General features: G+C 59.4%; 7 protein-coding genes and 5 pseudogenes. 6 read left to right on the top strand and 6 right to left on the bottom strand.

Annotated features, from left to right (window positions below):
- Together P0R31_RS37920 and glmS are read right to left on the bottom strand one after the other, a co-directional pair.
- Positions 1-500, bottom strand: a 500-nt coding sequence (locus P0R31_RS37920) for a helix-turn-helix domain-containing protein (protein WP_275520178.1), incomplete at its 3' end; no start/stop codon positions are given.
- A 492-nt stretch (positions 501-992) separates the two neighbouring features.
- The gene (glmS, locus tag P0R31_RS37915) at positions 993-2819 is read right to left on the bottom strand and encodes a glutamine--fructose-6-phosphate transaminase (isomerizing) (protein ID WP_275520173.1); all 1827 of its coding nucleotides are present in this window, start codon (positions 2817-2819) and stop codon (positions 993-995) included.
- Positions 2820-3597: 778 nt separating this feature from the next.
- Here glmS and gmd point away from each other — a divergent pair.
- The 4 genes and pseudogenes from gmd to P0R31_RS37895 form a co-directional block, all read left to right on the top strand.
- Positions 3598-4705 (top strand): annotated as a pseudogene (gmd, locus tag P0R31_RS37910) (GDP-mannose 4,6-dehydratase).
- Positions 4686-5693, top strand: a complete 1008-nt coding sequence (gene fcl, locus P0R31_RS37905) for a GDP-L-fucose synthase (protein ID WP_275520169.1) — start codon at positions 4686-4688, stop codon at positions 5691-5693. The pseudogene gmd and the gene fcl overlap by 20 nt, the downstream one beginning before the upstream one ends.
- Before the next feature lie 410 nt (positions 5694-6103).
- Positions 6104-6226 (top strand): hypothetical protein, encoded by a 123-nt coding sequence (locus P0R31_RS37900; protein WP_409241872.1) that lies wholly within the window; start codon positions 6104-6106, stop codon positions 6224-6226.
- 73 nt (positions 6227-6299) lie between these two features.
- A pseudogene (locus P0R31_RS37895) lies at positions 6300-7195 on the top strand (IS3 family transposase); the annotation flags it as partial.
- Here P0R31_RS37895 and P0R31_RS37890 read toward each other — a convergent pair.
- Positions 7195-7650, bottom strand: a pseudogene (locus tag P0R31_RS37890) (IS110 family transposase); the annotation flags it as partial. The pseudogenes P0R31_RS37895 and P0R31_RS37890 overlap by 1 nt on opposite strands.
- Before the next feature lie 240 nt (positions 7651-7890).
- Between P0R31_RS37890 and P0R31_RS37885 the strand changes: the two are divergent.
- Positions 7891-8077 (top strand): annotated as a pseudogene (locus tag P0R31_RS37885) (integrase core domain-containing protein); the annotation flags it as partial.
- Positions 8078-8161: 84 nt separating this feature from the next.
- On the opposite strand, the gene P0R31_RS37880 reads toward P0R31_RS37885, so the two are convergent.
- The 3 genes from P0R31_RS37880 to P0R31_RS37870 all read right to left on the bottom strand — a co-directional run bounded on the left by P0R31_RS37880 (position 8162) and on the right by P0R31_RS37870 (position 10853).
- Entirely contained in the window at positions 8162-9658 is a 1497-nt protein-coding gene (locus P0R31_RS37880; RefSeq protein WP_275520167.1) for a S10 family peptidase, read from the bottom strand.
- A 684-nt stretch (positions 9659-10342) separates the two neighbouring features.
- Complete coding sequence (locus P0R31_RS37875; protein WP_275520176.1) at positions 10343-10483, bottom strand: helix-turn-helix transcriptional regulator; 141 nt, start codon at positions 10481-10483, stop codon at positions 10343-10345.
- A gap of 40 nt (positions 10484-10523) precedes the next feature.
- Positions 10524-10853, bottom strand: coding sequence for an autoinducer binding domain-containing protein (locus tag P0R31_RS37870; RefSeq protein ID WP_275520165.1), 330 nt, complete (start codon positions 10851-10853; stop codon positions 10524-10526).
- Positions 10854-11407: 554 nt separating this feature from the next.
- Here P0R31_RS37870 and P0R31_RS37865 point away from each other — a divergent pair.
- Positions 11408-11572 (top strand): annotated as a pseudogene (locus tag P0R31_RS37865) (ClpX C4-type zinc finger protein); the annotation flags it as partial.
- Between the last annotated feature and the right edge of the window lie 176 nt (positions 11573-11748).

Raw genomic sequence — 11748 nt, 5'->3', positions numbered from 1 at the left:
GCGACGAAGATCTGCGCCGTCCTCCGCTCGCCGGTGAGGCGGTCGACCACCACCGGCACGCCGTCGCCCGCGTAGTCGACGAACAGCTTGTCGCCGGCCGCGTGCGCCTGGCGCATCGTCACCGACAGGCGTCCCTCCCAGGCGCGGTAAAGCTCGCAGAAGCGCGAGTACCGGTATCCGCCGGGCTCGGCGCCGATGTACTCCTCCCACAGGATCGACAGCGTCACATGCTTGCGCTTGAGCTCGCGGTGCACCGCCGCCCAGTCGGGCTCGGCGATGCGGCGATGACCCTGCCGGTTACCGTTGCCGGTCTTGGCGAATAGGCGGGCCTCCAGGGCCGCGTCCGTGAGTTCGTCGGGCAACGGCCAGCTCAGGCCTGCGGCCTCGAATCGCCGGATGGTCAGCCGCACTGTCGAGGGCGCCGCGCCCATCCGCCGAGCAATCTCGCGGCTCGGCAGCCCAGCCGCCTTCATCCTGATCACATCGCGCACACGGCGCATCGCAAGCCTCTCCGTCGGCATCCAGGGTCCCCCTTCGCAAAACCGAAAGGTTGACCCTATGGGAGCCAGAAGAGGTCTCGTCACCCGGGCGACATCATCCCGGAATGGTGGGCGACATCATCTCGGAACGGGTGGGCGACTTCAAATCGGAATGGTGGGCGAGATCATCTCGGAATCCTGGGCGACATCGATCGGAATCCGCATCCAAACGAGTCTCAGCGCTCCGCCACGTAGCGCGTGACTGTCGTCCGCTTTTCGGAAGTTGCCGCACGTAACTTTGTGTAAAAATCGACGAAGAAACATGGAAAATAAGAACTTAGAAATGCAGAGACATATTTCCGATCCCGGACCTCCAATTCCAGACGGCATGGTCTTTGTTGGGGGATGCAGCGCGCGTCTTATTCTATTCTGACGACAGAAACGGCGCGCGCGTGCGTGGCCAGCCTCGAGCTCTTGCCAGGCGAAGCGCGAATCCGGATGGCAATGACGGTCCTACTCGACCGTCACCGACTTCGCGAGATTGCGCGGCTGATCAACGTCTGTGCCCATCACGACAGCGGTATGATAAGCCAGGAGCTGGATTGGAATAGCATACACGATCGCCGAGAAGGTTGAGATCATTTCTGGAAGCACAATTCTCCCAAAGCTATGCAATGTCGCTTCCGAAACTCCTTTCGCATCAGTGATCAGGATGATGTTGCCACCGCGAGCGGCGACTTCCTGCATGTTCGAAACGGTTTTCTCGAAATGCGCGTCGTAAGGCGCAATAACCACTACCGGCACGGTATCGTCGATCAGCGCAATTGGGCCGTGCTTGAGCTCTCCTGCGGCATAGCCCTGCGAGTGGATATAGGAGATTTCCTTTAGCTTAAGCGCGCCCTCCAACGCTAAGGGGACTGACGTGCCGCGACCGAGATAGAGCACATGACTTGACTTAGAGATTTCTCGCGCAGTTTTCTCAATCTCGGGCTCGGTCTCCAGAGCCGCAGCAATCAACCGCGGAACTTCAATCAGCTCGCGTGCGAGTCTCAACTCATCGATATCTGACAGTTCACCACGCTCTTTGCCAGCTGCGACCGCAAGGGCAGCCATCACCATGAGTTGGCAGGTGAATGCTTTTGTCGAGGCGACGCCGATTTCCGGTCCCGCCAGCGTTGGCAGCACGGTTTCGCTCTCTCGCGCAATCGTTGACGTCGGCACGTTGACTATCGATATCGTGTGCAGGCCCTTCGCCTTGGCGTAGCGCAGCGCGGCAAGAGTGTCAGCGGTCTCCCCCGACTGAGAGATGAAGATCCCGAGATCTCCCTTGCGCAAAGGTGCCGCCCGGTACCGGAATTCGGAGGCTACATCGATATCGACCGGAACACGTGCCAGACGCTCGAACCAGTACTTGGCGACGTGGCCGGCATAACTTGCCGTACCACAAGCGGTGATCGAGATACGCTGAACGGAATTGAAGTCAAACGGCAACTTGAGCGGCAACATTATTCGCTCGGCAGTCATATCGACGTAATGCGCCAGCGTCTGAGCGATCACTTCCGGCTGCTCGTGAATTTCCTTGGCCATGAAATGCCGATAGTTCGCTTTGTCAACGATGACCGAGGATACGCTAGGCTTTGATGCTTTCCGGTGGGCGATAGCACCAGCCGAGTCATAGATCACGCCGCCCGTGCGGGTAAGCACAACCCAATCGCCATCTTCAAGATAGGTGACAGCGTCGGTGAAGGGCGCGAGCGCGATAGCGTCCGATCCGAGATAGATTTCGCCGTCGCCGTGACCGATCGCAAGCGGCGACCCCTTGCGCGCGCCGATCATGAGGTCGTGGTAGCCTTTGAACAGGAACGCCAGCGCAAATGCGCCGCGCAGCCGCTGCAGCGACGCTTTTACCGCGTCTTGCGGAGGGTACCCATCGAGCAAATACCATTCTACAAGATGAGCGACCACCTCGCTATCTGTCTCGGAGGCAAACTTAGCCCCGTTCTGCTCCAGTTCGCCGCGCAGCTCGCGGAAATTCTCGATGATCCCATTATGAACAACCGCAACATTCTCCGTGACATGCGGATGGGCGTTGCGCTCGCTCGGCTTGCCATGGGTGGCCCATCGCGTGTGGCCAATACCGCCATGACCCGAGAGAGGATCGGTGAGTAGGCGTGCCTCGAGATTTATCAGCTTTCCGGCGGCACGTCTTAGCCCAAGGCAGCCACCTTCGAGCGTTGCCACGCCTGCGGAATCGTATCCTCGATATTCGAGCCGCCTGAGCGAATCGACCAATTTCCCGACGATCGGACCACGTCCTAAGATACCAACGATTCCGCACATATGGATTAACGCACCCCAACGTCCAAGCAAGTAAGAGCCAGGCGGGGGAAAACCTCTTGGCTAGATTCACTTACGAAGATATTCAATGCTCTCTGCGGGCGTCGCTGGGACGCAACTCCACACGCTAAGAGCTTGAGCTACGTCTCCCGGTCTTTCGACATGACATGGCCCTCTGCCTGTTAGCTTGGACAAGCATCATCGTACTTTGCCGGTGACTCGACTTCGGTAGTCGAATTCAAAAGCGCGTCTTCATTGGGTAGCTCGATAGAGATTCGCGGCCGGATCAGAGTTTTCGTGTTCGTTGGAGCGTCGCAACTGTCATTGTCATATTGCTTCGGCTCTGATGATTGACCATGCTTGAAACTCGGCGGAGCATATCCGCTCTTACGATAAAACTTCATGATTCCTGCTGATCGAGTTAATTGCTGCGTACGGGCAAAGCGGCACCCGCTGCTCGCTTGATAAGACGAGGCTAGGACCTTGAGATCGTCGGTTCAATCGTACGGAGGTAAGACTTGAGACGCGAAAGGGTTTGAAGAACTATACGATGGTTTGTAACCAAATCGCATGTCTGGGTATCAGCAAGATTAAGATGAACCGATGAGCTTGCTCTGGCCGAAATCTGCCGCTGCGACTTTCCATTGGCGGTGCATATCAATGTATATGATGCGTTTGATCCGCACTGCCATACAATCATAGAGCAAGGATCGTTCAGTTCATCTGCGTGTAAACACGGAGTTTTCTTTGCGCGTAATATCAATTCGGAAAGCCGATTTAGATGCGTACAACTGGTGAGACAGTGACAGCTGAGGATTCAAAACGACGCGTTGCGCTGATCACCGGCGTCACCGGCCAGGATGGTGCGTACCTCGCGGAATATCTGCTCGGCCTCGGCTACACGGTGCACGGAATCAAGCGACGGTCGTCTTCTCTCAATACCGCACGCGTCGATCACCTGTACCAGGACCGGCATGCTGGCGACGTGCCCTTCCTGATGCACTACGGCGACATGACCGATTCCACTAACCTGATCCGGCTGATGCAACAAATCCGGCCGACCGAAATCTACAATCTAGCGGCCCAAAGTCATGTCGCGGTTAGCTTCGAGAGCCCTGAATACACCGCTAATGCCGACGGTCTCGGCGTGCTCCGCCTGCTCGAAGCGATCCGCATCTTGGGCATGGAAAAGGAGATGAGGTTCTATCAGGCCTCCACCTCGGAACTCTACGGTCTCGTCCAGGAAGTGCCGCAGAAAGAGACGACGCCATTCTATCCGCGTTCGCCCTATGCCGTAGCCAAGCTCTATGCCTACTGGATCACCGTCAACTATCGTGAGGCTTACGGCATCTTCGCTTGCAACGGAATTCTGTTCAACCATGAGAGTCCGATCCGCGGCGAGACCTTCGTCACACGCAAGATCACGCGCGCCGTCGCCCGCATCGAGGTCGGCCTCGAGGAACGCCTGTATCTCGGCAACCTAGAGGCCAAGCGCGACTGGGGCCACGCGCGTGACTATGTCGAGGGCATGCACCGCATTCTGCAGGCAGACGTGGCAGAGGATTATGTCCTGGCGACCGGCGAAACGCGGTCGGTGCGCGAGTTCGTCGAGCGGGCATTTGCCGAGGTCGGCCGGAGCATTGAATGGCGTGGCCAAGGCGTCGAGGAGACCGGCATCGACCGGGCATCGGGCAAGACTGTGGTGAAAATCGATCCGGCCTATTTTCGGCCGACCGAGGTCGATCTGCTGATTGGCGATGCTGGCAAAGCTCGCCAGAAACTCGGCTGGGAGCCTAAGACCAGCTTTGCGCAGCTGGTGAGGGAGATGGTCGCAAGCGATCTCGCCGAAGCACGTCAGGAGTGCCGCCAATGGCCAGTACGCCGTTTGAGCTGAAGCGCAAGTCGGTCTTCGTCGCCGGCCACCGCGGCATGGTTGGCTCGGCGTTGGTGCGCCGGCTCGCGAGCGAGGGGGCGAACCTACTGACGGCGGCGCGAAGTGAGCTCGATCTGCGCGACCAAGCAGCGGTGAACGCCTGGTTCACCGCGAATCGGCCCCAGGTGGTGTTCCTCGCCGCTGCCAAGGTCGGCGGCATCCTCGCCAACGACATACTTCGGGCCGAATTTCTGTACGACAACCTTGCAATATCGATCAATGTGATACAGGCAGCGCATGCGAACGGGTGCGAGAAGCTGATGTTTTGTGGCTCCTCCTGCATCTATCCGCGGCTGGCGGCCCAGCCGCTGCGAGAGGATTCGCTGCTGACCGGCCCGCTAGAGCCCACCAACGAACCCTATGCAATTGCGAAAATAGCCGGTGTGAAGATGGTGGAAGCTTATCGCAGCCAGTACGGCGCCGACTTCATCAGCGTGATGCCCACTAACCTTTACGGTCCCGGCGACAATTATCATCCCGAATACAGCCATGTCGTCCCAGCGCTGATCCGCCGTTTCCATGAGGCCAAATTGTCCGGCGCTACGAACGTTGTAGTGTGGGGCACCGGCATGCCTCGGCGCGAATTCCTCTATGTCGACGATCTTGCAGATGCCTGCATCCACCTAATGAAGACCTATTCGTCGCCGGAGCTGGTTAATATCGGCAGCGGCCAGGACATCACCATCGCCGATTTGGCGCTCGCGGTCGCGGCTGCCGTCGGCTTTCGGGGCGAGATCAGCTTCGACACGTCGCGTCCCGACGGCACGCCGCGCAAGCTGCTGGACGTCAGCCGCCTGGCCAGAACCGGGTGGCAAGCCAGCATCTCGCTGGAGGAGGGCATCAGGTTGGCGTATCAGTCTTATCTCGACGACATCAACAACCGGCAGCGGGGTATGCTTGTTTGCCCGCGAGGGGAGCGCCACGGAGGAAGCTCTCGTGCATGATCATTCAGCCGTTGAATCTCCCTCCCTATTGACACGAGTTCTGTTGGCATTTGGATCTGGAAGCTGCCGGATTTGAATGTCTGAAAGCCTGAACGAGGTCGAGTGAGCGCATCCTCTGTGGCGAGCCTGTCGATGCCGATCCCGACTGGACTTCCTTTCGGATTCGGCCGGGTGCGCTGTTCCTGGTGGGCCGAGGCCGGTCGACTATTTTCGGTCAAGGCGACGTCACTTCGTCCCGCTGCTCTATACCCTGCCCTACGCGTGTGCGGGCTCGTCCATTCTTCAACCTTACGACGCTCTCACCGTCCTTCTGCCTCGAGTCGAGCATAGCTGCATCGCCATCACCGGCTTTCACCAGAAGCTTGCGCTCCTTGCGGCCCTGCCGGATTTCACCCTGGAGATCGACGGCGTTGGCGCCGCGGCTCACCTTCCGCGGCACCGATGTCGTGGAAGTCCTCGAAAGGCTTTGCAATGAAGTGGGATTTGCGGCGACGATTCGCGTCGATCAAGGCAGCGAGTTTGTGTTGATCTGAGGCCGGCAAACTGGACCATTTTTGGCTAGAGTTGCGCTGCGTAAATCCCCTCGGCTGGGAGGAGCGGACAACGATGAAGGTCTCGAAGTTTTCGGACGCCCAGAAGGCGTTTATCCTGAAGCAGGGCAACGACGGGGTCCCGGTTGCGGAGATCTGCCGCAAAGCCGGGATCAGCCAGGCGACTTATTTCAATTGGAAGAAGAAGTACGACGGGCTGCTGCCGACCGAGATGGGCCGGCTGAAACAGCTCGAGGACGAGAACGCCAAGCTGAAGAAGCCGGTGGCAGATCTGTCGCTCGACAAGGAGATGCTGCAGGATGTGATCCGCCGAAAGCTGTGAAGCCTGGTCGGAAGCGCAAGCTCGTCGATGAGGTTTGTGGTGACTGGCAGGTCTCGATCCGCAAGGCTTGCAAAGCCCTCGAGTTCGATCGATCGACCTATCACTACAAATCTCGTCGCTCCGGCTAGGCCGCCCTCGAAGCACGGATCAAGGAGATCTGCCATGTACGCATTCGCTACGGCTATCGCCGCGTCCACGTCCTGCTCCGCCGCGAGGGATGGCGTCATGGCCAGAACAAGACCCGTCGCATCTATCGCGAATTGGGCCTGCAATTGCGCAATAGATCGCCGAAGCGGAGGGTCAAGGCCAAGCTGCGCGATGACCGCAGGCCAGCGAAGCGCGCCAACGAGACCTGGGCGATGGACTTTGTTCATGACCAACTGGCAATTGGTGTCAAGCTCCGGGTGCTCACGATTATCGATATCTTCTCCCGCTTCTCGCCCGCCTTGGAGCCGCGGCTCACTTTCCGCGGCACCGGTGTCGTGGATGTTCTGGAAAGGGTTTGCAACGAAGTGAGCTTCCCGGCGACGATCCGCGTCGACCAAGGCAGCGAGTTCGTGTCGCGTGACGTCGACCTCTGGGCCTACCAGCGCGGCGTCACGCTGGACTTCTCACGCCCGGGCAAACCGCAGGGCGGAATGAGGTGGGCGTGAAGGATCGATTGAATGAGGTTCTTCAAGCGTACCCGCTGACGCACGAGCTGCGTACGGCGCGCAACTTGCCGTCGCAGGGCCATAGTGCGCTGATCGGGTACCCAGACCTCCGGAAGAAATCCGTGGCGTACAACTTCGCGAGCACGGCGGCATCAATCGCATCCGTCTTGATCTTCGTGCGCGATCAACCGCACCTGCTTCGGGTTGGCGATGACAACACGGTCGACATACGGCGCCAGAACTTCGACAACGGCCGCGGCATTGCCAGTCGCCTCGACGACCACGTGATCATCATGGGTGAGTTCCTTCCTGGCGAAAGCCTCCAAGCTGTCACGAGTCATGGGAATGCGGCCGAGCTTCGTTAGATGTCCCTCGAGCAGCGCCACGGCCTCGGCCGCCACGCGATGGATGTCCATGCCAATGATGCGCATCTCTCCCTCCATGGTCAGTGCGAAAGGGAGCTGCGGGCAACACGACAATTACGGATCCGCGCTCGCAGCGCATCCGGGCAAGTCGCAGGGGCGGCCAGATAACGACCTCGAACTCGCAGTTCATGTCAGTGCGACGGCCTGCCCGCACTTGCGTGCTCCCGGTGCCCCGAGGCCCGGATCGGTCTACGCTAATGGGCTAGATCGAGTCTGGAAACACGGGACACCGGCTACATCATGCCGGATAATGCTTTTATCGAAGCGTTCAATGGCCGCTTCCGGGCCGAATGCCTCAATGCCCTTTGGTTCCTGTCGCTTGCGGACGCCCGGGAAAAGGTGGAGACTTGGCGAGCGGCCGCATGGAGCCATCGGCAATCGGCCGCCGATTTTGCTGCAAAATCACGCCGGCGCCACCAGCCCGCCAACGTGATCAGAGCGCAAAACTCTAGTTCTGGGTGGTCCAAAGTTCGGTCTTGCTACAGACATACGATACACGCGAGCGCATGCTTGTGGATTAATTGGAGGCTGGTTTCATCATCGCTTCGATCTCCGCGCGAAAAAGCTGGCGCGATGCATCACGCGAGTAGAACATGTGGCCGCCCGGATAGACCACAAGCTTGACACGCGGCGGCTCAGCGAAAGCGGGCAACTGATCGAGCACGATCTGCGAGCGGAAGTAGGGCGTTACGAGGTCGAACAGGCCGTGCGCTACCAGCACCCTCATTTTCGGATCCATCGCAAGGATCTGGCGCAGCTCAAACAGCGAATGCGGGGGGCTTGGGCCATAATCCCAAGCTTGCCTGACCGCACCGTTGCTCAACTCATAGGAGCCGTCCGGCCGCCAGTTCAGCTTGCGCGTAAGGAGATCGACGGCGGCACTGGTCAGCGGCGCCTTTAGCGTGCTGCCCGAGGGATCGGCGTATGCGGGGTCGCTAGACTCGGGGTGGGGATCGAAGCCACGCACCGAGGCGTCGTAGCGGCCGGTCACCTTGCCGTTGTTGCGGTCGAGCTCACGACTGAATTGGCCGGCGTCAAAGCGGCCGGCAAGCCGGCGGCTCACTGCTTGGTCGATCCCAGTTAGCGTGGCGACCTTGTCGGCGAGGCGCGTGGCCGCCTCCTTGTCGGCCGTGCCTTTGACGAGGTCGGTCAAGAACTCGCCCCGCGCATAAGCTTCGACGTCGGCGAGATCGGCCCGCTTCACCGGTCCCTTGGCTTCGCGTACGGTCGCGACATAGCTCGGCAGCGTTGCGACGTGTTGGAGAAGGCTCGTGCCGGACTCACGGTAGTCAAACACAGGTGACACCATGATCAGACCTTTAACGCCGACACCTTGCTGCTCCTGCAACTGGCGCACCACCTTCGGCCCGCGAATGCCGCCATAGCTTTCGCCCGCGACATATTTCGGCGACAATAACCGGTCGTGCTTCTCGAGCCAGCGGCGGATCACCAGAGCGAGCGCGCTAACATCGCCGTCCACGGAAAAGAACAGCTGCCGGACATTCTCGCCGGTCGCGACGAAGCGGCTATAGCCTGTCCCGACCGGATCGATGAAGACGAGGTCAGTGAAATCGAGCCAGGTCTCCGCATTGGGCTTCACCTCAGGAGAGCTCGATGGTGTGACTTCGTCGGCATTGATGGACAGCCGCCAAGGACCGGCATTGCCGAGCTGTAGCCAAGCCGACGATGCACCAGGCCCTCCGTTGAAGAAGAAGGTGACGGGGCGTGTAGCGCGGTCGCACCCGTCGAGCTGATAGGAGGTGTACGCAATGTCGGCCTGCGGCTCGCCCTGGTCGTCGAACAGGCGGATGGATCCTGCGGTGGCCGTGAATGCGAGCTCCCGCCCGGGCAGCTCGAGGGTTTGCATGGTGGTGGAGTCCGGCGGAAGGCGATGCTGCTCGGCCGCTGAGGGCGTGTCAGGTGTTTGGCCGGCGCGCGCGCCGGGACCGTCCTTCTGGTCTGCCAGCGTCGTGGCCTTGGAGCGCGGCGGCGGATTGTCGGCCCTGCTCCCCATCACGCCACCGGCAAACAGGACCAGCGCGCGAGAGGTGCGGCGCAGCGCGGTTCATCGAAGTGCATCGAGTCTCTCCCGTTCCCGCGGCTCTTTCGTCTCGGCCATCCTTAGCGTACGAGCCGTGTCTCCTAAAGAAGTCCAACGACACTTAGCTGACAATCGAGCAAAACCAAACCTACCAAGGTCGGTAGCATTCAGCTCACGCGCTATCGCCAGTCGCGCCAAGCAGAAGGCTGTGCTTGCTTAGGCAATCACTTGTCGACGAGAGAATGGATGACTTACGAGCGTCTGGCGCGCGCGCTCATTGGACAACCTGAAATCTCGCATTCGCACTAGCCGATCGACGAGGCCTGATTGACCAAGCGATCGATATTCCGCTGGCGGACGAGCGTCAGCGCCGCCTTCATTAAGGAGCTGATGAACGTGTCGCGCAATCAAGCATCGTCCGCGACGGCGGAAATATGGCTATCGCGGCGCCGGGCCGCGAGAAGTCCAGCGTGATGCCGCGCTGTTAGGCCCACAAGTCAAGATCACACGAACTCGCTGCCCTGATCGACGCGGATCGTCGCCGGGAAGCCCATCCGCGATTGCTCCTCCTCTGACGTGATCAGATCACCACGCGCGTGGCAAAGTGTCGCGAGCCGGAGGTCCCCGGCTAGGCGACCATCGGCATCGGCGCCGAAATCAGACTAAGACGAATCGCCTTGGCGATGGCATGCGGTTTGTCGTGCCGAGCTTTCGAATTGCATTTTTAAGGTGAAAGTTCACTGTATTCTCGCTGATATTCAGGATCTTTGCGATTTCCCAGGACGATTTTCCTTTCACCACCCAGCGCAGGCAATCTTTCTCGCGCTCTGATCTAGGCTCACCTTGCTATCGCGGGCACTGTTTGAGGGCTTGGCAATCTCCGCAAATGCAATATGGAAGTGCCAAGCCAGCGCTTTGAGCCGCACCACGCGACCTTCAGGATCGGCATCATCAAAACAGGACGCGAATGAACCATTGATAGCCGTCCTGCCAGTCCAAACAACGGCACGCTGATGCCATGCTTCAGGCCTGCCTGTCTGGCCTCCTCGAGGATGCGTTGCTCACAGGCCTGGAGCTGATACTCTTTGGCAAGCTGCTCCCATACGGCGTTGCGGAAAATCGCCCCGGCATCGTCCCTTGGATGTGTCGCGATGTTGTTGGTCGCCATCGTTGTCGATCCGACTGCACGGTCTCTCTTGATTCGAACCACCGCCTGCCGAGAGTGACGAAGGTTGCTGGCACTCCCCACTCCAGCAACAAACAATGCCGCGCCAGCCGCTTCGTTCAATCCACAAACGAATTGCAGGGAGTTGGCGGCCTCTACCTTCCAATCCCTGCAATCTCAAACGGTCCTCGATCGGGAAAACGACTCCCGCTCAATGGCCTAGAGCCTTGTTCACGGACGACTATGTAAGCTAGACAACAAACCGCAACTAAAGGGCCGAATGACACCCACGACCTCGCCGCAATCGAAGCCCAGCAGGACGATAGTCTTTATCTCAGCACGGGAGGCGGCTGGGCCCCGGCGACGGTTGGCGCCAGTGACAACATGGTTGGCTACGATAGATCGACTATGATCGCGGGAGAACCGCGTGGCTGTGAATCGCACGGGATGTAACGCGTACGGCCATATTTGGTACGAAATTTGCTCTCCTTAGGCTTCGTGCCGACCGCGTCGGCTTGGAGCAATCGAGCGGACTCGAACCGCTGATGGAGACACGAATGAGTAAGGTCGGCACGAGCGACTCCAACAACAGGCTATATTGCTCGCTCTGCGGCAAGAGCCAGCACGAAGTCCGCAAACTGATCGCGGCTTCCACGGTCTGCATCTGCGACGAGTGCGTCGAGCTCTGCATGGACATCATCCGTGAGGAGAACAAGTCCTCGCCGGACAAGTAGCGCTACGGTGGAGAGGACTAGCTCAAGCGTATTCCAAGTCATCTCTAGCTTGGTGCCAAAACAATAATACTGAACCAAGAAGGCTTGGCGGAACGTCAGGCAGTCACCACGCCAACGTACCGGTAAAGACTGCCGAACAACAAGCAGCCAGCATGATTTTGCGA

The organism is Bradyrhizobium yuanmingense, from assembly GCF_029167105.1.
In the GTDB taxonomy this organism is placed as follows: domain Bacteria; phylum Pseudomonadota; class Alphaproteobacteria; order Rhizobiales; family Xanthobacteraceae; genus Bradyrhizobium; species Bradyrhizobium yuanmingense_A.
This window is presented reverse-complemented; position numbering and strand designations above follow the sequence as displayed.